The 21583-nt window shown below is 44.6% G+C and carries 20 protein-coding genes; 4 read left to right on the top strand and 16 right to left on the bottom strand.

Annotated features, from left to right (window positions below; translation table 11 throughout):
* Positions 1 to 68 precede the first annotated feature (68 nt).
* The gene (locus tag ACXAGK_RS05760; protein ID WP_474854790.1) at positions 69 to 1040 is read right to left on the bottom strand and encodes a D-2-hydroxyacid dehydrogenase; all 972 of its coding nucleotides are present in this window, start codon (positions 1038 to 1040) and stop codon (positions 69 to 71) included.
* A 176-nt stretch (positions 1041 to 1216) separates the two neighbouring features.
* Here ACXAGK_RS05760 and ACXAGK_RS05765 point away from each other — a divergent pair, with 176 nt between their 5' ends.
* Both ACXAGK_RS05765 and ACXAGK_RS05770 read left to right on the top strand, forming a co-directional pair.
* Positions 1217 to 3028, top strand: a complete 1812-nt coding sequence (locus tag ACXAGK_RS05765) for a trans-sulfuration enzyme family protein (protein WP_474854792.1) — start codon at positions 1217 to 1219, stop codon at positions 3026 to 3028.
* Positions 3029 to 3229: 201 nt separating this feature from the next.
* Positions 3230 to 3676 carry an SRPBCC family protein gene (locus ACXAGK_RS05770; protein WP_474854794.1) on the top strand — a complete coding sequence of 149 codons (447 nt, stop codon included), beginning with the start codon at positions 3230 to 3232 and terminating at the stop codon, positions 3674 to 3676.
* A gap of 196 nt (positions 3677 to 3872) precedes the next feature.
* On the opposite strand, the gene ACXAGK_RS05775 is transcribed toward ACXAGK_RS05770, so the two are convergent.
* Together ACXAGK_RS05775 and ACXAGK_RS05780 are read right to left on the bottom strand one after the other, a co-directional pair.
* Positions 3873 to 4994: an alkene reductase gene (locus ACXAGK_RS05775; protein ID WP_474854796.1), complete on the bottom strand. Its 1122-nt coding sequence runs from the start codon at positions 4992 to 4994 to the stop codon at positions 3873 to 3875.
* A 162-nt stretch (positions 4995 to 5156) separates the two neighbouring features.
* Entirely contained in the window at positions 5157 to 6470 is a 1314-nt protein-coding gene (locus ACXAGK_RS05780) for a carbohydrate porin (protein ID WP_474854798.1), read from the bottom strand.
* 501 nt (positions 6471 to 6971) lie between these two features.
* Between ACXAGK_RS05780 and fucP the strand changes: the two genes are divergently transcribed.
* Positions 6972 to 8309, top strand: a complete 1338-nt coding sequence (gene fucP / locus ACXAGK_RS05785) for an L-fucose:H+ symporter permease (RefSeq protein ID WP_474854800.1) — start codon at positions 6972 to 6974, stop codon at positions 8307 to 8309.
* Positions 8310 to 8362: 53 nt separating this feature from the next.
* On the opposite strand, the gene ACXAGK_RS05790 is transcribed toward fucP, so the two are convergent.
* Both ACXAGK_RS05790 and ACXAGK_RS05795 read right to left on the bottom strand, forming a co-directional pair.
* Entirely contained in the window at positions 8363 to 9565 is a 1203-nt protein-coding gene (locus ACXAGK_RS05790; protein ID WP_474854802.1) for an anhydro-N-acetylmuramic acid kinase, read from the bottom strand.
* 7 nt (positions 9566 to 9572) lie between these two features.
* Positions 9573 to 10898, bottom strand: a complete 1326-nt coding sequence (locus ACXAGK_RS05795; protein ID WP_474854804.1) for an OapA family protein — start codon at positions 10896 to 10898, stop codon at positions 9573 to 9575.
* 417 nt (positions 10899 to 11315) lie between these two features.
* Here ACXAGK_RS05795 and tyrS point away from each other — a divergent pair, with 417 nt between their 5' ends.
* Positions 11316 to 12515: a tyrosine--tRNA ligase gene (tyrS, locus tag ACXAGK_RS05800; RefSeq protein WP_474805235.1), complete on the top strand. Its 1200-nt coding sequence runs from the start codon at positions 11316 to 11318 to the stop codon at positions 12513 to 12515.
* A gap of 53 nt (positions 12516 to 12568) precedes the next feature.
* Here tyrS and ACXAGK_RS05805 read toward each other — a convergent pair whose 3' ends face one another.
* The 11 genes from ACXAGK_RS05805 to ACXAGK_RS05855 all read right to left on the bottom strand — a co-directional run bounded on the left by ACXAGK_RS05805 (position 12569) and on the right by ACXAGK_RS05855 (position 21572).
* Complete coding sequence (locus ACXAGK_RS05805) at positions 12569 to 12922, bottom strand: DUF1428 domain-containing protein (RefSeq protein ID WP_071969533.1); 354 nt, start codon at positions 12920 to 12922, stop codon at positions 12569 to 12571.
* 99 nt (positions 12923 to 13021) lie between these two features.
* Positions 13022 to 14380: an NAD(P)/FAD-dependent oxidoreductase gene (locus ACXAGK_RS05810; RefSeq protein ID WP_474854806.1), complete on the bottom strand. Its 1359-nt coding sequence runs from the start codon at positions 14378 to 14380 to the stop codon at positions 13022 to 13024.
* Positions 14381 to 14419: 39 nt separating this feature from the next.
* Positions 14420 to 15016, bottom strand: coding sequence for a GNAT family N-acetyltransferase (locus ACXAGK_RS05815; RefSeq protein ID WP_474854808.1), 597 nt, complete (start codon positions 15014 to 15016; stop codon positions 14420 to 14422).
* Entirely contained in the window at positions 15013 to 15414 is a 402-nt protein-coding gene (locus tag ACXAGK_RS05820) for a DUF2721 domain-containing protein (protein ID WP_071952535.1), read from the bottom strand. Before ACXAGK_RS05820 ends, ACXAGK_RS05815 begins: the two co-directional genes overlap by 4 nt.
* A 120-nt stretch (positions 15415 to 15534) precedes the next feature.
* Positions 15535 to 15939: a rhodanese-like domain-containing protein gene (locus tag ACXAGK_RS05825; RefSeq protein ID WP_474854810.1), complete on the bottom strand. Its 405-nt coding sequence runs from the start codon at positions 15937 to 15939 to the stop codon at positions 15535 to 15537.
* A 59-nt stretch (positions 15940 to 15998) separates the two neighbouring features.
* Complete coding sequence (locus tag ACXAGK_RS05830; protein WP_474854812.1) at positions 15999 to 16907, bottom strand: cobalamin-binding protein; 909 nt, start codon at positions 16905 to 16907, stop codon at positions 15999 to 16001.
* On the bottom strand, positions 16904 to 17851 hold the full coding sequence (locus ACXAGK_RS05835; protein WP_474854813.1) for a cobalamin biosynthesis protein CobD/CbiB: 948 nt from the start codon (positions 17849 to 17851) through the stop codon (positions 16904 to 16906). Before ACXAGK_RS05835 ends, ACXAGK_RS05830 begins: the two co-directional genes overlap by 4 nt.
* A gap of 1 nt (position 17852) precedes the next feature.
* Complete coding sequence (locus tag ACXAGK_RS05840; protein ID WP_474805252.1) at positions 17853 to 18554, bottom strand: 5'-methylthioadenosine/adenosylhomocysteine nucleosidase; 702 nt, start codon at positions 18552 to 18554, stop codon at positions 17853 to 17855.
* Positions 18555 to 18721: 167 nt separating this feature from the next.
* Positions 18722 to 19309: a DUF2726 domain-containing protein gene (locus ACXAGK_RS05845; RefSeq protein ID WP_269916726.1), complete on the bottom strand. Its 588-nt coding sequence runs from the start codon at positions 19307 to 19309 to the stop codon at positions 18722 to 18724.
* A gap of 207 nt (positions 19310 to 19516) precedes the next feature.
* A complete protein-coding gene (locus tag ACXAGK_RS05850; RefSeq protein ID WP_474854815.1) occupies positions 19517 to 19960 on the bottom strand; it encodes a hypothetical protein in 444 nt (147 codons plus the stop codon).
* Positions 19961 to 20156: 196 nt separating this feature from the next.
* Positions 20157 to 21572, bottom strand: coding sequence for an FAD-dependent oxidoreductase (locus tag ACXAGK_RS05855; protein WP_474805255.1), 1416 nt, complete (start codon positions 21570 to 21572; stop codon positions 20157 to 20159).
* Positions 21573 to 21583: the final 11 nt, after the last annotated feature.

Raw genomic sequence — 21583 nt, forward strand, 5'->3', positions numbered from 1 at the left:
TAGTTACGCTCAACCAAGTTTTTGAATGTGCTATAGAAAGGGGTGCTAAAATAAGGGCTACTAAACAATTAATAGCCCTTATCAAAATCAAACTGGTATTTAAGCGGTTCGCCTTTGATATAGCGCAGCGCATTGTCTAAAAACACATCTGCCACATCGCTAGGTTGAGATTCTGCGGCCGTGTGAGCAGTCACTGAAATATTAGGGTGCTGCCAAAACGGGTGAACGGGGTCGAGGGGCTCGCTGCGAAATACGTCCAATACTGCATGCGCCAAAGCGCCTTTGTCTAAAGCTTGCAAAAGCGCATCGTCGTCAACTGCACTGCCTCTACCCGCGTTAATGAAGACACTATGAGGTTTAAGTGCATTAAAAAAGCCGTGAGATAGCAAGTTTTGCGTTGTGGGAGTATCTGGCATTAAATTCACGACGTGATCACATGCACTGGCAAACCCGTCGATGTCGTCAGGAGTGTAAACAGCATTAGCGCCTTCCACTTCTTTCCCGCTTCTCGTTAGACCTACAACCTGCATACCGAAGGCGTGAGCAACCGGAATTAGTGCTTGCCCTATACTGCCAAGTCCGACTATACCCAGCGTTTGACCATTTAACGGTACCCGTTTTGATGCCTCCCACTTCGGCTGGGCGGCGCGCTGATTTTGTTCAAACGCTTTTGTATTTCTAGCATGCTCCAGTAAATAGGCAAAAACGTATTCCCGCATTAACTTACCGAAAATTCCTTTTAGCCCAGTAAGCGTGTAGTCTGATTTATTTGCGTTTAACAGTGGGGCATTGCCCGCCCACGTTGATTGACACCAAGTAATCGCTGCACAGCTGTGGATGATATTAGAAGCGAGATCAGGGTCTGCGAGCATCACGCTGACGTCTTTGGTATCTACATCTTCTGAACGCGTAGTTATTTGTTTAAGCGTTATAAGTGGGCAGCCATCTGCCCCGATGAAGCTATCGTTATCTGCTATTTTTTCTCGAAGTGCATCTGCAATATCGTTAGCTTCATTACTTAAAATAGTAAGTTCAATCACCTTCGAACTCCTCGCTGTCATTGGTCTAACACTCCTAAAGTAAACTTTTCTTTCCTCTGCCTGAATGCATTATCGTTAACCTGGTTGTTCTAAAAATGTGATTTAAGTTTTACATTTTTGTAAACAGTGTCGGTGTTATGTATTTGCACCTGAAGTTAAATTGCAACGGAATCGCTATGCAGTCAGAAAACAAATTCCAAAATTCAATAGATGTTGATGTAACGCACGCAAAAGTACTATCACCTAAGCGTAACACGACCCAAGCCGAAACGTCGCAGGCGTTAGTTGAGGAACAACTTTCACATTTCGGCATAAGTGCACAAAGCGACTATGGCAAGGCACTCGCCAATACGGCTCATCACTTGTACGGTGCTCAGGCCAGCGTTATGCAGCTTTGGGATATTACTAGTAATACGTTGCAAGAACTTGATAAAGAAGACAGGCTTGCCTATTTCAATGCTAAAAAGTTTTTGTCTTTTCAAATTGCGAAAATATTAGATACGCTGCAAAACCCGTTTAGAGCCACATACCAAAGCTTGTCGAGCGGCAACGGCTCACAAGGGCACTATCCACTATTCGACAATGTCACTGCACTTTTTTCAGCAACGCCCGTGGTCGTAAGAACTGCAACCTATGTATATGCCTGTACTGAATGGGTAGACGATGCTTTTCAAGGAAAAGAGTTTACCCATCAAATTTATTCGCGATTATTAAACCCTACCAACATCTCCCTTGCTAACGCAATTGTAGATATGGAAGCGGGCCCTTACGCCGCGGAATACTTGGCGTGGAATTTCAATTCGGGCATGGCGGCAATTGACGCTTGTTTATCGAACGTGCTGAGTCATGGCGATGTGCTCATTGTTTCTAGGAATGTATATGGTGGGGTGTATCAGCTGCTTCATGATTACTTCGCTCGCAGCAACCGTATGGATATTCAAATTGCATGGTTTGATGGCTATGACGCACAAAGCTTTGCGTCATTTATGCAGCAAACAAAGGCCGAGCATGCCTCACGTTTAGACAATGGTGCAAAAATGCATGTGTATCTAGAGTCGCCATGCAACCCACATGGTTACGTACTGGACGTACCCGGAATATGTGAGTTAGCACACGCACAAAATGCGTTAGTTATGTTGGACTCTACGCTTGCTACGCCTGTGTTGCACCAACCGCTACAGCATAAAAACAAAGCCTCACGTCCCGATTATGTCATCCACAGCTACACCAAAGATTTGTGTGGTAGTGGCGCAACCACAGCGGGCGTTGTAATAGGCGAGGGACATCGCATGTTCCAGCCAAAAGGCAGCTCAGCAAACGGGGTAGACTGGTCAGAAACCATGTTCTGGGATGTGTACTACATCAAAGGTGCATTCCTAGATTCTGAAAAGGCGTTTGATGTATTAAACGGTATGAAGACCTTGGAACAGCGCATGATGACTAAGGTTATCAATACTCAAGTCTTTACCTCATTCCTAAATGCCCACGACCAAATTCGCGTTAACTGTCATGCGTTGCCTGAACACAGCAATGCAGGTTTGCGCGAGAAACAGCATACGCACGGCTGGCCTTGTACCTTATTCACCGTAGACATGGCGCCCGCGAATTTACCGCGCGACGTGTTTGTGCGCTTTTTCGATGCCCTAGAGCCGGCCTTTAGCCACCAGGTAAGCATAGGTCAAAACAATACGATTGTTTTGTGCCCCGCGTTGACGTCTCATTCAGAACTCAGTGGCGACGAACAGAAAAAAGCCGGAATAGAATTAACGACTATGCGTATTGCAATGGGGACAGACAATGTTAAGCAGCTTATTGCTCACTTTATGCTGGCCGCCAAGCATTTTATAGAGCCTCATGCGCCTGGTTTTTGTGAGAAATTTATGGCAAACGCCGACATTGATAACTTGTATTTATCAGTAAGTGAGAGAGTAAGCTCACAGCATTTTGGCAGCAAGGCCAGTATGGATTCACTGATGAAAGGGGCTTAGGTGCACTTTTAGTTTAAGAAATTGTCTTGAACTGTCGATAAAACATATTGAGGATGTTCTCCTTCTCCCGGGCCTTTCCTTACGCGGGCTCGGGATTTTTTATTTTTGGCAAAGCTTATTAGTGATGATGAGCGATTCTCTTTGCTATAAAGTAAAAAGACACTAAAACCCTTACCTTCACAAAATAACTAAGGCGGCTTTATGCACGAGTTTAAAATTGATGTAACGCTAGATGCATCATTGCCCTTTATCTTTACAGCATTTCACGAACCTGAGTATCTCTCAGAGTGGTTTGCACCAGGCGATTGTTCAGTTACACAAATTATGAGTGACTTCAAAGAGGGAGGACGTTATCGGATAAAAATGATGGATCCCAGCGGTATAGAAATGTCATTGACCGGCGAATACGTGACCATTTTAGCGAATGAGCAGCTGTCTTTTTCCTGGGCGTGGGAAGATGACATGGAAGAGTCGGTAATGACATCGGTGGACATTCACTTCGAAAAGACCGAAGAAGACAACGTAAGGCTAGTTCTTGTTCAACAGGGCTTTTTAAATAAGCAAGAGTGCGATCAGCACAACTTCGCGTGGATGTCGTGCTTGGAAAAACTTGCCGTGTTAGCAGCTAAGACGAAATCGTTTAATTAACCATTTTTCTGCAGTCACCAGCTTTCTGCAAGTTAGGCATAGTTTAAGCCTAGTTTAGGCACAGATCAGGTATAGATCAGGTATAGTATTAATAGCGAAGCGTATACATGGGGCACAGTGTTTGATACACACTGTTTGATTAAAATTCAGTGGGCGCAAGGCAAGGGCAGAGCGGTTTGCTCTGCCCAGAACCAGTTTAGGTCAGCGATGTCATCGCATCTTTTCCGCTTTTTTCTCGGTACGTGTCAAAGTCGTTATAGCCTTCTTCACCGCCTCCGTACCATGCCGACGGATCATCAAATGATGCCAGTGGGTAGTCGTGTTTAAAGCGAGTAGGTAGATCCGGGTTTGTGATCCAAGGTCTTCCAAACGCAATCATGTCTCCATCACCGTCAGATAATCGCTTTTCCGCTTCTTCTTTTGTATAGCCACAATTTCCCATCAACATACCGTTAAAAAGGGCCCTGAATTCTGCTAACGTCATGGCTTCACCACGCTCATGAAACCCGAATGCTAGGCCGTCCATTACATGTAAATAGCCTATCTCTAGCTTATTTAGCTGCTGCGCCACATAAGTAAAGGTTTCTCGAAAGTCGTCAGCACCCATGTCGTTAAATGCGCCATTTGGCGACAACCTTACACCGACATGCTCTTTTTCCCATACGCTCAATACTGCGTCCATCACCTCGCTTAAGAATCGATATCGGTTGTCTAGACTGCCACCGTAATTATCGTTACGTTGGTTGCTACGGTTATCTAAGAATTGGTTTATAAGGTAGCCATTTGCCGCATGCACTTCCACGCCATCAAACCCTGCTGCCTTGGCGTTAATAGCTGCTTTCTTGAAGTCTCCTACAGTGCGCTTTATATCATCAAATGTCATGGCTTTAGGCACTTCGTAGGGCTTTTTGCCCTTAGGCGTGTGAATCTCATCGCCTTCAATTTTGATAGCAGATGCTGAAAGAGGTAAATTACCGTTGTGAAAGTCGCTGTGAGATGCGCGCCCGGTGTGCCAGAGTTGAAGTACGATTTTTCCACCCGCTTCATGAACGCGGTCTACGATTGAGCGCCAGCCTTCAACCATCTCGTCAGTATAAATTCCAGGAGTATCAACCCAACCAATGCCTTCCTCTGATATGGTCGTCGCTTCTGTGATAATAAGCCCCGCATCTGCACGCTGAACATAGTGATCGCCCATGATCTTATTGGGTATGCGGTCGGCGCCAGCTCTACCTCTTGTCATTGGTGCCAATACCATGCGGTTTTGCAATGTGTTACCTGCCCAATCGAACGAGCTGAAAAGTACTGAGTCTGTCATTCGTATTCCTTATTCAACGAAGAAGAGTTTGTTGATGAAGCGTTACGCTTGTTAGCGCTATAAACGCCATAAGATAAGTATTGAATACAGGAATAGCGGGGAGTTGGATTTATAAAAAAGCGCCCGAAGGCGCTATTGAGTGTATTGCAGGGAGAAAAAACTTTACAGTAAAGCTGCTAGGTTGACGTCGAACCTTAGGCCTAGAACAATAGCATCATCAAGTGCCATTATTCTGTCGCGCTCTGCGAATTGGTCGGGATTGATGATGTAGTGAACGTTTGGCTGAATTCTTACGTGGTCGTTGAGTTGATAGCCATAACTCAGTTCTAACATGGTTTGGCTACTTGCTGGAGTACCAACCCCGCCGTTTATGGCTCTTAATATACGCTGATCCTCTAGCGCTTCATCACTGTATTGCTGACGGGTAAACACGAAGCCCAGAGTATCGTCAGGACGTGACGCCATGGTACCTCTTAGTACAAAGCCTGCTTTGACATAATAGTCTTCAATCAATTCGCCAGATGTACCGGTTAGCACGGCGCCGAAAAGCGTTAACCCTTCTTTCGTGAGTGGGTTAGGGCGAGTAACAGTTTGTTCAAATCGAGCAAATATACCCGAGCGACCGTTTCTAACAGCGTAATCATTACCTGTTTGCGCCGCATAGTTGCCTTCATCATCAAAGACAGGATCGGTGTAGTCTGCGCCATCATACCAACCGCCAATTTCATATCTTCTTGGTAGTTCGTCATTATCCCAAGTAGTTTGATACCCTAGAGTGAACGGAACAACAACGCCAGTAGCTTCATTAGTCGCCCAATCGAAGCCGTGATCGCCTAAGTCCTGATGACTGGTATTATCTTCGTACACGCCGGTATGAAAGTATGTTTTTGGTGAAAGCCAGTATTTAGCGTGGCCACCCCAACTCGAAACCGGCCACCAAGTAAAATTACTGGTTCTAAATACAAAAGTTGGGTTCCCACAGGCAGCATTGGTTTGAAAGTACTGGCAAAGTTCAGAGCCTAAAAAGCTGATATTCGCTACAGTACGGCCACCTTCTAGTTCTAAATCGCCATCTAGAAATGTGGAAGAAATCGTAAACCGTGCAAGACGGGTATTTTGGCCGCCAAAGATCTCTTGTACAGATGTGCTGTTTCCGATGTAGTGCTCGGCTAAGTTTTTACCGTGTCGATTTGTCATGGCAATATGAATTTTAGTGTCATCCCAACCTGCTAACGTATTTAAGTCGAGTTCTCCACCTACAAAAAGCTGACCAGCATAGGCACTACCTCTGCGCTCACCACCGTCAATGTTGGTTGCTGACTCGCCTGTGTAACTTGCTTGAAAGTCAAACGCTTCTTGAAACTTACTTTGTGATGCTGACGCGGTGGCAGCAATAAGAACGGTACCAGCGAGTATTGTGGTGTATGACCCTCTCTTATATTTAGAAAGGCGACGTGTAGCTGTAGTTGTTTTCATCGTTATTCTCTCAATTAAAAATGTTTATCAGCCGTAGCTTGTTACGAGCGTGTGACTGATGGCATCTACACATTCTTCGCTAACTCTTTGTTGACGCTAGATAAATCAGAGTGGGCTCTCGTTACAGCGTTTTAACATGTCTATGCTTTTGACGAAATTTAACGAACCTCTGTCATTAAATCAACCATGTTTATTTACTTTATTTTCTGATTTTGTGTATTTTTGGTTAATAAAAAAATGATGTCTTGGGAAAGAAAGCGTCACGGTAAGATTTTTCCGGTTAGTTATTTTATTCATGTATCTTGCTGATTATTAACTGGTATTTTGTTTGTAGGTGCAATAAGTAGAAGTGGGTGGGATTATTTTGTTAATGCTCATCTAAATATAAAGTCTAATTCTTAACGTATTTTAGTATAAATAAATTAAATTGATTTATTGACAGGGGAAATGGTCGGTGCTTAAATTGCTTAACTAATTTTTTACAAGCGAAAGGCCGTTTTTATGAAAAACAACGCCCCTTTGGTTTCCAAAGACACACTGATTCCCTTTGTATTGTTAACGATTTGCTTTGCTGCATGGGGTGTGGCTGCGAACATGACAGACCCTTTGGTAAAGGTATTTAGTAAGATATTTACTATGTCGTCTCTGCAATCGGCACTGGTTCAATTTGCTTACTATGGCGCATATTTTTGCTTAGCCATTCCTGCTGCTTTTATTAACAAGCGCTTTTCTTACAAAACAGGCGTTTTGACAGGATTGGGCTGCGCGGCCGCGGGAGCATTTCTTTTCTACCCTGCTAGCCAAACTATGACGTATGGTTTTTTTCTAGCCGCTCTTTTCGTATTGGCTGGTGGCTTATCTATTCTTGAAACCTCTGCCAACCCTTACGTTATGGCGATGGGAAATCAAAAAAGTGCGACACGTCGTTTAAATTTAGCGCAAGCGTTTAACCCTGTCGGTACCAATTTAGGTGTATTTTTGGCCGCAACACTTATATTGCCAAATTTGAATCAAGCATCTGCACAAGAGCGTGCCGCCATGTCAGCAAGCGAGCTTAAAAACGTGATAGGGGGCGAGCTTGATGCAGTAATGCTTCCTTACGTAGGTATGGCATGTGTGCTTGTTTTAGTTTGGGTTGCTATCTTCCTAATTAAAGCGCCAATTCAAGAATCGGTTGAGTCAAGTGTGGAAGACGTTAAGTTGGGCGCATCGCTTAAGCGCTTAGTTGCTAACAAGCATTACCGTTTTGGTGTATTGGCTCAGTTCTTCAACGTTGGCGCACAAACATGCGTGTGGACCTTCACTATTCAATATGCAATGAAAGCGACTGGCGGCAATGAGGTGAGTGGTGGCGAAATCTTACAGTACAGCATGATTGTATTTCTAATTTCTCGCTTTGTGATGACGTGGGTAATGCAATATCTCTACCCAGCTAGACTACTAATGATCATGTCACTGGTTGCCATGGCGCTATGTATCTTCATGACACAGTCTCCTAATATTGCAGGCGTAATCGCATTGGTATCTATCTCTGCCTGTTTGTCACTAATGTTTCCAACGATTTACGGCATTGCGCTTGAAGGGCTGGGTGAAGATACCAAATTAGGCGCAGCTGGCCTTGTGATGGCGATTCTCGGCGGCGCTATCATGCCACTCTTCCAAGCAGCCATTATTGACAGTGCTGGTGTGGTTGTATCTTATGTCGTACCAGCCATCTGCTTTTTACTTGTGGGCGGTTATGGCTATTTCGATATGCGAGCCAAAAAGAGCATTGCTAAACCACAGTCTGATAGTGATGTTAGCACACTAAAAGATATGGAAATGGAAATCGCTAAATAGTACTTCTGAATGAATGGTATCAAAGGGCCGCTGATTGCATCAGTGGCTCTTTTTTATGCTTTTTTAAATAGCGCACCTAAAACCGCTGCTTTTGAAGCGCCAGTCACTGTAGGTACATTACCGGGAATATCATTCAAATAAGCATGTGCAAACCACGCAAACGCGGCGCCTTCTACCTGCTGTGGATGCATGCCCAGAGCATAACTGTCAGCTACGGCATAGTCGCTTAAGTTGTTGTTTAAGTAAGACATTAACGCTTTATTGAACGCGCCGCCACCGCACACAATCACTTCACTTTGTAAGTTCGCATCACTCGCTCTAGGTAGGTGTCTCATTATTTCTTGAGCGATAGTGCTGCCAGTAAGGCTAAGCAAAGTGGCTTGAACATCTTCTGGAGCTAAATTATTGTTTTCTTCGTCGCTTTGTAAATCAGCACTAGAGGGAAAGTAATCGGCAAGGGCGTTGCTTAACCAATCAATATTGAAATGTTCTCTACCTGTGCTCTTAGGCGCGGGTAAAGAAAAGTAATTATCTAATAAAAACCTGCCTAGTAAGCCGTTATGGCAATGCCCTGACGCGGCCCATTTACCGTCTTTATCGAAACTTTCATTTAAATGCAGGCTAATCCATTGGTCCATTAAGGTATTACCTGGCCCGGTATCAAACCCTCTAGGTGGTATGTTATCTTGCTTTGGCGCAAGCAATGAAATGTTTGCGATGCCGCCAATATTTACCAGCGCTCGATATCTATTTTCACTGGCGAAGACCGCATTGTGAAAAGCGGGTACCAGGGGCGCACCTTGCCCGCCTAACGCAATATCTTTGCGCCTAAAATCGGCGATAACATCAATGCCGGTGAGCGCAGCGATAGTGTTAGGGTCGCCAATCTGACAAGTGAAGCCCCGGATAGAAGGGCTAGAAAAATGGGCAGACATCACATCAGAGTTTGGGTAGTGCCGCACTGTTTGGCCATGAGAGCCAATGGCAGTGATATCTGACGCTTTAAGATTGTTTTTATCAAGTAACGCTAACGTAACTTCTGAAAAGGCTTCTGCAACGAGTCTATCTGCAATGCCAAGCGTGTTGAGCTCGTCAGGGCCTTCATTACACAAATCATTAAGCGCGTGAAGCAGTTCGCTAGGGTAGGGGATGGTATGTGCTGAAAGCGTTTTGCACGTCGTTGCAGAGATGTCGCATAGAACGGCGTCAACGCCGTCCATGCTTGTGCCTGACATCAAGCCAATATATTTTGCCATAGCGCAACTATTTCATCGCGAGCATAATACGCTTGTTGTTGTTGAGTTGCTGCTGACGAAGTTTTGCAATTTCCATAAATCTTTCTCGCTCTTCCTTTGCTATGGGTAAAGCTTTTGGCAGCTCTACAGTGCGTGGATTTCTATGCACGCCATCTACCAAAAATTCATAGTGAAGATGTGCACCTGTCACCATGCCAGAACTTCCAAGGTAACCTACCGTTTGGCCCTGTTTAACGATGTCGCCCACTTTGACCGCACGCTTTTTAAAGTGAAGATACTTGGTCGTGTATTTCTCGCCGTGCTGAATAAATACATGATGACCGTTATATTTATCATAGCCTGCTTTGATAACTTTTCCATCGCCAGCGGCCATGATTGGTGTACCAACGGCTGCTACGTAGTCGGTACCACGGTGTGCTTTCCAGCGTTTTTGTACTGGGTGGAAACGTGCCTTCGTGAAATTAGAGCTGACGTATCTGAAATTAACTGGCGCACGCAAGAAGCTCTTGCGCATACTACGACCTTCCGGGGTGTAGTAGGTACCGTCTTCATGAAGGATTGCACTGAACTGTTCGCCTTGGTTGGTAAATTCAGCCGCTACGATATCGCCGTATCCTACGAATTCGCCATCAATGTATTGCTCTTCAAAAACAACGTTGAACGTATCACCAGAGCGTATTTCCATCGCGAAATCTATGTCCCAGCCGAAAATACCTGCCAAATTCATAATTTGGTTGCTGGTAAGCCCAGCATCTCTCGCGGCATTCCAAAAGCTTGAGTGAATTTCACCTTGGGCAAAGTTGTAGCGAATATCTACATCGCGTTTTTCTAATTCAGCGACAAGACTGCTGTTTTCGTCAGTCGAATCCGGACGAACGAAAAGAGTCTCCGTTGAAGATAGCTTGTACTTTAACTCGCCGAAGCTACCATCTTTGTTCGCTTTAAACGATAATTCGTCGCCAGGCAGTAAAGTAACAAGCGTTTTTGTTAGTTCACCAGCCTGAGTCACATTGTAAACATCGCGCGATGTGAACCCTGCACGCTTAAAAAGCTTTGCTAGGGTATCGCCACTTCGCACTTTATACGTTTGCCAAGTAGACTCTTCTTCATTCGAAAAAACGTCGGTTGACGGTGTAATGTTAAGATCTACAGGGTAGCGGACACCTGCGTCTAAGATATGTGCCTCTTGATGACGGCTAGCCTCTACAGGCTCCGACGGCAAAAGGATAAGCCCACCAAGAAACAAGCTTGCGATCGCAATGCCGGTTCTATGTTGCTTAGGTAAATTTTTATATAAATGTAGCGCTTTTGAAGCGTCTAATTTCTTTCTCATACTACAACCCACCTGAGAAATGTTATGTGCACAACACTATTTCACATACGTTGCTTAAAAATGCAACTTTTCTCATTATTTTGTTAGCGCAAATTGTTCGAGGCAGTTTCAAGCTGCCCAGATTGGAAAAGGAAAAGTTTGTGCAAACACGCCGTAAATCCATCCATGGAGGCTCCGCCACCGCATCCCTGCGGTGGAGGGTTTGCTCCAACCTTTCCTTTCCAATCGGCTAACCTCGATACATACCAAGGTTAGAAAGAGTAAGTTTCACGAATCAACAATTCAAAATGCCGTATGATTTCGCAACATGACTGTTTGGAACCCGTTTTTTGACGCGCAAAGCTTTTAATGGTTCCGTTGTAAGCGTAAAATGCCCGCCAATATTGAATGTACAGTTATGTAGAGTGTGATTAACAAATGAAAGATTGGCAAACAGCGATAGCTGAGATTAAACGGGGCGTTGATGAAATACTCCCCGAAGAGGATTTAATTGAAAAACTAAAATCCGGCAAAACCCTAACCATTAAAGCGGGTTTTGATCCAACTGCGCCTGATCTGCATCTAGGTCATACTGTGTTGCTCAACAAGTTGCGTACATTCCAGCAACTAGGCCACAAAGTTGTTTTTCTTATTGGTGATTTTACTGGCCTAATTGGCGATCCTACAGGTAAAAATGTCACACGCAAGCCTTTAAGTAAAGAACAGGTATTAGAAAACGCTAAAACGTATCAAGAACAAGTGTTCAAGATCCTTGATGAAGATAAAACGGAAATTCGTTTTAACTCTGAGTGGATGGACGGTCTTGGTGCGGCGGGTATGATCAAACTTGCGGCAAGCCAAACCGTGGCGCGTATGCTAGAGCGTGATGATTTTAAGAAGCGCTACAACAACGGTCAGCCTATTGCTATCCACGAATTCCTATATCCACTGGTGCAAGGTTGGGACTCGGTAGCCCTTGAATCAGACGTTGAAATGGGCGGTACTGACCAGCGTTTCAACTTGCTAATGGGCCGTGAGCTTCAAAAAGAGCAAGGCCAAAAGCAGCAGTCAATTGTGATGGTTCCGCTACTTGAAGGCTTAGACGGTGTTCAAAAGATGTCGAAGTCGTTGAATAACTACATCGGTATTACGGACGCGCCAAACGACATGTTTGGTAAAGTGATGTCTATTTCTGATGATTTGATGTGGCGTTACTATGACCTTATCAGCTTCCGTCCGTTAGAAGAGATAGCAGAGCTTAAAGCGCGCGTTGAAGGCGGTGAAAATCCGCGTGATATCAAAATCATGTTGGCAAAAGAAATTATCGCTCGTTTCCACGACGATGCTGCCGCTGAAGGCGCGCACCAAGACTTTATTCAACGCTTCCAGAAAAATGCTATTCCTGATGACATGCCAGAGCTTGAAGTAGCGCTAGGTGAAGAAGGCATCGCTATCGGCAATTTATTAAAAGAAGCGAAACTTGTTGGTTCAACGTCAGATGCCATGCGCATGATCAAACAGGGCGCAGTTAAAATAAACGGCGACAAAGTAGAAGACACCCGTTTAGTACTCACTGAAAAAGGTGAAAACGTTTATCAGGTAGGTAAGCGCAAGTTTGCCCGTATCACGTTAGCTTAACGCCTCACTAAGCTAGTATTGGAAAGCCCGCTTATTTAAGCGGGCTTTTTTACTTACAATTCCAACATAGGAACGAAGCCCCCATAAATAAGGCGCTTACCGTCAAATGGCATGGGGTTTTCGCTTTCCTGCATTCTGGGGTCTTCCATTACTTTTTGCCATGCGGTATCACGCACTTCTTTTGATGGCCAAAATGCAATGGAAAACACTACGGTTTCATTTTCTTTGGCTTTTACCGCTAAAGGAAAAGACGTTATCTCACCGTCGGGTACATCGTCACCCCAAGCTTCAAGAATTTTAGTGGCACCATACTCTTTAAAAATATCGCCAGCGAGTTTGGCGTGTTCAATGTATAACGCTTTGTTTTCTGTGGGAACGGCTACAGCAAAGGCATCGATGTATGACATGAGGTGTCTCCGTCAGTGATTAGACTACTAACATAGCCTAAATAACGAACAGTGCGCAATGGTGAATACGGCAGACTTTTCGTAAAAAATCTACTAAGACTAACGCTCTGCAATTTTAGCCCACTGATATAAACCGTGCAGCGCTAGTCTTCTTGCCTTGGGAAATGGGTATTTTTTAAGGGGCGATTGATAAATAGGAAGAGATAAGTCGAGGTCGCTTGTGCCCATGATTCGTTGAGCAAGCCGCTGCCCGGCAAAGGCGGCAAAGGAAACCCCTGAACCACAATACCCCATAGCATAACCGATAGAATAAGCAGAACGGTTTGCGTTATTACTGCTGGCTTCACTGTCTACGAAAATACGTGGCATGCTATCTAGCGACACGCTCACCCAACCACTCCAAAAATAATCCATGGCGATTCCGCAAAGTGAAGGGAAGCTTTTTACCATAGCGCGGTATAAGCGCTGCTTCTCTGAAGCGTTATCTGCATTTTTGCCTTTTACGGCACCACGACCACCGAATAATAATCTGCCATCTGGCAATACTCGATAGTAGTATTTCATCATCCGCGTATCCATAAAGCTCATGGGGGTGGTCAACCCGGTCGAAGCGCGTTGCTCCTTATTTAAAGGGGCGGTAACAAAGATACTCGACTGTACGGGGAATTGCTTATTGTCTACGCTGTCGTGAAAGCGTTTGGGGGTATAGGCGTTAGTAGCAATGAGTAAATGCTTAGCAGATACCGAGCCGCTTGGCGTGGTGACAAGGAACCCTGTTTTTTGCTTTTCAATGCGAATGGCTGGTGAGTCGTAGAAAAGCGTGGCACCAAGTTCTTTAGCGACTCTTGCATATTCACTCGCCAGTTTTAAAGGGTGTAAGCATGCACCTTCAAGTTCAACGCCACCGTAAGCCCCGTTTATTCCAAAACGGGCAGCAAGGTCTTTTGAAGTGAGGATAGTGCTTGGTACATTGAAGTTTGATGCTAGATGATTAGCACTGGCGTACAGTTGCTCGGCTTGCTTAACATTATGGGCCAATTTTAAATAAGGCCCTTCTACTAAATCGACCTGCATATCAAAGGCTGTAATACGCTTTTTAAGCAAATCCACGGCGCCGTCAAACTCGGCCTGCATGCCCGTAGCAACTGTATGACCCCATTTATCTTCTATAGCGCTTAATGACAGTCTACCGCTTCCAGAGAGGATAAAACCGCCATTGCGGCCTGCACAGCCAAATCCAAGTGAGTTTGCATCAAGTAGCGTAACATCCTGCTTAGCTTGAGCAAGCGTGATTGCAGCGGATAGGCCGATATAGCCACCACCTATAACGAGGTATTCGGAATTAACCTTTTTGTTCAAAGGCGGTAGTGTTGGCACTTTATGCGTAGCATGCCAGTAGCTTTTGGGCACGGGAAGCATTGATGAAACGCAGCGGGAAATAAGAGGGTCGTAGGTCATAAAATAAGATGGCTGTGAGCGTTTATGTCATGTGAGATATTAGAATTGTAGTAGCATTTCCGCACCTTCACATTCACAATAGCCTTCACAAACGGGGCAATCATAGCCCTCGTGAATAGATGCGTAGCGCCATTTGTTGGCGTGTTTTTTTATCAATTGGCCACCATTTTTGGTGAAGTACTTAAATGCACTATTGCCTGGGCTTGCCAACCAAATATGCGCTAAACCCGCTTCAGCACCTTGCGCTCTTGCACATTCTATAGACTTGCTTAATAGCACACTGCCAATTCCACAGCCCTGCATAGCGGGGTCTACAGTATTGCATTTGAAATAGCACACCGTATTTGAATCTACCGGCCAAAGGGAAGGGCAGCACCATTCATCTATTTTCCATTGAGTATGTGCGAAGGTCAGTCTGAAACCCACTACCTTATTTTTGTATAGCGCTACCCAGCTAGCATTAGTATTGCCAACAAAACTTTTGGTGTAGTAATCAGCGAGCAACTCGTTAGTGAGGTAGTTGTCACCATGTACGTAATTACCAAGAGAAATCACGCCTTGAAAAAACTCAGGCGCTAAATGCTCGTAAGTTATATCGCTTTGAATTAAATGATTCATGTGATTGGTTGGCGTCATGTTTTTTCTTTATGAGGGGCGTTTTTCATCCCATCAAGGTGAACATCTAACGCTTCTACAGAAATCAGAATTTCTCTTACCGACATCCACAATGAATAGAGTAGTGACACTAAACTTGCTGCGAATACCCAGTTTCCCACTTGTTGATAGGTGAGATAAATGGCCAACATTGAGACCACGCAAAGAAAAAAGCTGCCCACCCCCGCTATTTGCATACGTTTAATCAGTTGAATGCGCAACCGAAGGTTTTTTATTTGGGCTTGAGTGTTGTCATCTTTCTCTTCTTTTGAAAAGTTTCGGATGATAGTCGCAAGGGTTAAAAAGCGATTGGTATAGGCCAGAAGCAATAAAGAAATTGCCGGAAATAACATAGCCGGAGTAGCAATATCTATTTTCATAGGTGTTTCATGCAATCATCGAATAAAAAGAGTGTATCACAGGGGATGAGTTACACACAGTTATCAGCTAAGCGCTTGGTTTTTAGCGCATTGCGTGGTTTTCAGGGGAAAGCAACTAGACTACATTCTGTCAACTGTCATGCCTGCCGCGCTCCAACCTAACATGTCGCCTTCTAAATGCATGACTTCAGAGAAGTCGAGTTCTTCCAGCACTTTCATCGCCAATTTAGCGCGTCTACCGGAACGGCAGTAAATGATGATAGGTTTGTTTTTGTGGCCTTCTAATTCGCTGAGGTAGTCATTGATGTTCTCGTGGGGCATATTCACGGCACCAGGAATGTGACCATCGGCAAACTCTTTAGGTGAGCGAACATCAATAAGTAGCCAGTCGTTGCTAGCGACCCGTTCAATAAGATAAGGAGAAGCGGCAACAGAAGCTTGTGCCGTCGCTTTCGCCGTGCACTGAAGCGAAACAAATAATGCAACACTAATAACAACTAGAAAACCCGCAACAACAATCCGCATGAAATGATGCTCTTACCTTCTTACTGATATTTTAGACTTAAGTATAACGCTTATGCGCTTTATTTAATACCTTCACATAATGATTTTAGTTCATTTATTAATCGTAGTGAAAAGCGGCTAGTGACATCCGGGTCGACCACAATAAGTGGTGCATCAAGAAACCCGCGATGAGCGTGCCAAAATACTTCTAGGTCTTTGTGTGAACTCTTGGAAGCGGCAATGAGTGCATGGGGTTGGCGAACTAGCACGTCTTTAACCGCTACTTGAGGGTAATCTATCGGGCTATCGTGAAATAGCGTTTGCGCCCCACAAACATTTAATAGTTTATTTCCCCATGCATTGGGGCCAATAGTCATAAGTGGCGCCGTCCATGAATAGTAAAACACTGATTTACGTGGCTTCTTATCGTATTTTTGTCTTAGGTTTTTTAACTCGCTGAGAAAATCATTGGCGAGCTGGGTGGCTTTTTTTTGCGTGTTAGTAAGTGCACCAAGCCTTTTTATTTCACTAGCAATATCTGTGATATTTCCAACCTTGCTGGTAAATACATTAAGCCCCATTGAAGAAAGTCTATGTATATCCTGAGGTTTGTTACCTCCGTCCCAAGCAAGTATTAAATCTGGTTCTAATGCCACTATTGCCGCAATGTCAGCACCTTGAAAATCGGCTATTCGTTGAATACTCTTGGCAGCTTCTGGATAGTCACTGTAGTCACTTACACCTACAAGGTTTGACCCTAAACCTAAACTAAATGCCCATTCTGTAAGGTGTGGTGCAAGGCTAATTATTTTTAAGTCGGAAGGTTCCGCATCCAATTGTTCATTTAAACCGCCGGAAGGAAGTTGCTCTTCGTTGGTAATTTTTCTTGTCCCGACGGTAGGATCTGTTGCTTTGTTGGCATGTGCGCAAATAGGCATTGAGCACAGCAGAAAAAAAGAAAATGCGCTTAGTGCGCGCAATATTTTCATAGCGCAACGGCCATGGCAAACAGGGTTAAAGATGCAAATGCACTCGTTGCTATCATTGCCAAAGTAACCGTGTTTTTAGCTTTTAACATGTGAGAATACTTAACGTCATTTTTGCCTCCTACGCGGGCATATCGAAATTTCTTATTAGCATAAATTGCAGGGCCCCCCAGTTTTACATCTAGTACACCACCCATAAGCGCCAGAAGTAGTGACGTCTTATCTTTTACTTGTGAGCGTTTTATAGCGCTAATGCCTTTTACGGGATGGCTAATAAGAAGAGTTATAAAGCCGCCAATAGCAGCGGGTGGAAGGGTAAGTAAATAAACCAGCTTGCGAACGGGTTTTGCAAAGAGTGCCATTGCAGGCGTGCGGTAGTGCCATTGCCACGACGTGAGCAAAAGTAACCTATAGATCAGTGCACCTATTGGCCCTGCAACCACAAAGTAAAAAATAACGCCGCAATACAGGTAAAGAAATTTAAGCCAAAGCGACTCAATCGCTGCTTTAGCAATACCAATGTCTGTTAGAGAGTTACACTGTCTTGCGGTAATGGTCTGAACCATTTCTCGTGCAAGAGACTTTTTATTTCTACCAACACTTGCCAGCACCTTTTTATACTGCTGACGCTGGTAGCCAAAATCGAGCAGCGCGACGAGAATGATTGCTTCAAAGAAAACGGGGTACTGAGCCATGTACACTAAGATGGCGATACAAACTACTAAAGGCGCAATTAAAACTAGAGCGGCTAACGAACCTGAAATGTAGTGCTGAGACGGGCCGAAGTCTCGTGATGGCACTACCTTACGCCCCATTTGCAGAACGAGGTAGCGCATAAGTGTTAGGGGATGTGTACTTTGGGGCCAGCGCCACAAGGCATCTACGGCGAGAGCCAGCCAAAGTACTAATAGCGACTGATATTGCGGGTCGCTAATTACCTCTGTCATATTATTTTGCGAGGGCCTTGATCATTGCCATAACTAGCTGTGCAGAATGCTTAGCAGCAGTGTCTAAATATTCTTTAAAGCTCACTGATGAAGTTTTACCAGCAATATCTGATAACGAGCGAATCACAAGAAACGGTGTATCTAGCATATGGCAGGTTTGACCGATAGCTGCTCCTTCCATTTCCACCGCTTTCATATCAGGAAAGTTTTCACGCAATTCCGCCACCGCTTCATCGCTCCCGATAAATGCATCACCAGTGCAAATCAAGCCCGTTGTCGATTGTAATGAAGTAATTTCTGCAGCTGCACTACGTGCTGTTTCCATCAATGCGGTATCACAGCGAAAATCTTCAGGCATACCTGCACATTGACCCAGCTTGTAACCAAAATGGGTTAAATCGGCGTCGTGGTGAATAACGTGACTTGCTATCACTAAGTCACCAATATTCAGGTTCTTGTCGAAACCACCTGCAGAACCTGTATTAACAACTGCATCAGGAGCGTACTGCTCAATCAATACAGTGGTAGCGATAGCGGCTGCTACTTTACCAATGCCGCATTTAACCAACACCACTTCAATGTCGTTGAGTGTGCCTTCATAGAATGTAAGGTGTTTCCACTGTGTTTCTTTTACGTTCCAAAGCGATGCTTTAAGTAGCGCAACTTCTTCATCCATTGCACCTAAAATACCAATTTTTTTCATAACATTACCGAGGGTGTTAAGAGAGTTAAAAGCGTGAACACGCTATTGAATGCACTAATTGTATAAGGAAAATAGAGAAACTGACAGAAAAATGCCTTTGTTACCGCTATTTGAGAGTAAGAAAACAGCAAAGTAACAAAGGCTAGGGGAAGCTCTGATTAACCGTTTCAGGCGGCAGCTGGTCTGCTTGAACGCACAGGACGGGTAGGGCGCTTGGGTGGTTCTGGGTTGTGCGTAGGTAGCTGTGCCATTTTATTTTGTAGACGGCGATAAGGGATCAGTTTGTTTTCCAAGCACTCGCGAATATCGTCAACCGTGTAGCCAGATTTAACTTTAATCCTTGCGTGCGGAAGGCCTGCTGCATCTAAAGCGCCCGTTACAAACCAATCTTTTTGCGTTTTATAGCCTTCTTTCCCTTGGCTGTGAACCAAATCGATAGCCATAACAGGGCTCATATCTTGTTTATCGACCAGTACAAAGTCGAGTTGTCTGCTAGATGCTCTGCTAAGCGCTTGGCTTGCTGTCTTCTTGTTGGTTGATTGACGTACTGATACAAGGTCATTAAGACGTACGCGGCACACTATTCTAAACTCTCGACCCATGGCCTGTTCAATAAGGTTTAAAAAAGTATGCTCTACCGGAGTGAACAGTTGTGCTTTCCGCCTAAATGGAAATGCTACTCCACCGTCTGACAACTTTATGGCACCTAGTGCAACGACTATAAGTAACATCATTAAAATAATTGCCAATTCCATCGTAACCCTCGCAAATATCAATAGAAAAAGTCATGACATGAGTAACTGAAGGTCAGCCTGGCCCAGTGTATATAGCTTAGCGGCATGAGCTTCGTTTACGGCATAGGCGTCATAAAAATGACGCTTATTGCTGTCATGAAGTAGTTATTGATGAAATTGCAAGGCGGGTGCCAACATTAGCTTTGTTGGCAGATTTCTACGATGTATTTATTGATTTTTTGAGGTGACTAGAATATCAACCTGAGAACCGGCATTGTCAGGGCTTATAACTACCCTTACGGCATTATCTTGAGAGGACAATAATGTACGGCCTCTAATAGCTAGATGGGGCTTAAGTAGTGGGTGAGCGCCTTGGTATTCGCTAAGTATCTCACTTGGGGAGCGTGGTGAGTGATAAACCATAACTGCCGACGTGTCTTTTTCGAAGGCTTGGCACTGTCTTGCATCATTAGATATTTTCACCTGCTGAAACTCGGCGGGGCACGACACAATAGAAGGTTGGCTTAAAGACGGCATCGCACCCTGGTTAACTTTTTGCTCATTAACTTGGGCGTTCGACGAAGAATCTACTGAAAGAGTGTCTGCAAAACAGGCACTTCCTGAGGCTAATGCTAAACAAAATAAAAGCTTCTTAGTGTTTACGTGCTTCATAGGTAGGTTCTTCATCCAGTGGGCGATATTCTTAATTCCTTGTTACGATACTAGAGGCGTTGCGCTTTTGCTTCAACTAAACCTTGGTCTATTAAGGTATGTAAGTAGAGCTTTTCGTATCTTCTGTTGCGTGTAAAACAAAAAAGCTCGATAGCGAGGCTATCGAGCTTTTAATGACAAGGAATATTCGCGAAGGTTAAACGCCAATATAATCCATGATACCTTCTGCAGCCTTACGGCCTTCGTCGATAGCGGTAACAACCAGGTCACTACCACGCACCATATCACCACCAGCAAAAACTTGTGGGTGTGAAGTTTGGAAAGCAAACTTACCCGCAGAAGGCGCGCGTACGCGACCTTTCTCATCAAGCATAATGCCGAAATCGGCAAACCATGGCGCAGGACTTGGTTGGAAACCAAATGCGATGATAACAGCATCTGCTTCAAGTACGTGTTCAGAACCTTCTACTTCAACAGGGCGGCGGCGACCATTTACATCAGGCGGCCCCATTTCAGTTTTCACGAACTTAACGCCACAGGCTTTTCCGTTTTCATCAACGGCTATATCAAGAGGCTGTAGGTTGAATTTAAACTCAACGCCTTCTTCTTTAGCGTTAACCACTTCGCGGCGTGAACCAGGCATACTTTCTTCGTCACGACGATACGCACAGGTTACTTGCGCAGCGTCTTGACGAATAGAGGTGCGAACACAGTCCATAGTGGTATCACCACCACCGAGCACAACAACACGCTTGCCTTTCATGTCAACAAAATCAGCAGGGTCTTTTTCAAGTCCCATTACGCGGTTGGTGTTAGCGATAAGGAAAGGAAGTGCATCATAGACGCCTTCAACGTGTTCGTTATCGAAACCACCTTGCATCGACTTGTACGTACCCATGCCCAGAAATACTGCATCGTATTTATCAAGCAAATCCTGAAACTGGATGTCTTTACCAATTTCGGTGTTAAGTACAAACTCAACACCCATTTCGGTAAAGATTTGGCGGCGTAACTTGATAACATCTTTCTCTAGCTTGAAAGACGGGATCCCAAACGTTAACAGGCCACCAATTTCTTCGTATTTATCGTAAACAACAGGTTTAACGCCGTTGCGAACTAGAATATCAGCACATGCAAGACCCGCAGGACCTGCACCTACAATTGCCACTTTCTTGTCGGTCCATACCACGTCAGACATATCTGGGCGCCAGCCCATTTTGAATGCCGTATCGGTAATGTATTTTTCAATACTACCGATGGTAACAGCACCAAAATCGTCATTCAGCGTACACGCACCTTCGCAAAGTCTGTCCTGCGGGCATACGCGACCACATACTTCCGGCAAGCTGTTGGTTTTATGAGAAAGTTCTGCCGCTTCTAGAATACGCCCTTCATTTGCCAAGCTTAACCATTGGGGAATGTAGTTGTGCACAGGGCACTTCCATTCACAGTATGGGTTACCGCAGTCCAAGCAGCGATCTGCTTGGCCTTCGGTTTGAGATTGGCTTAGCGGCTGATAAATTTCCGCGAACTCTTGCTTACGTACCATGATCGGCTTTTTAGGCGGATCGATACGTTCAACATCGACAAATTGATATACGTTCTTTGCCATAAACTAAATCC

The organism is Alteromonas sp. ABM1_013, from assembly GCF_056160505.1.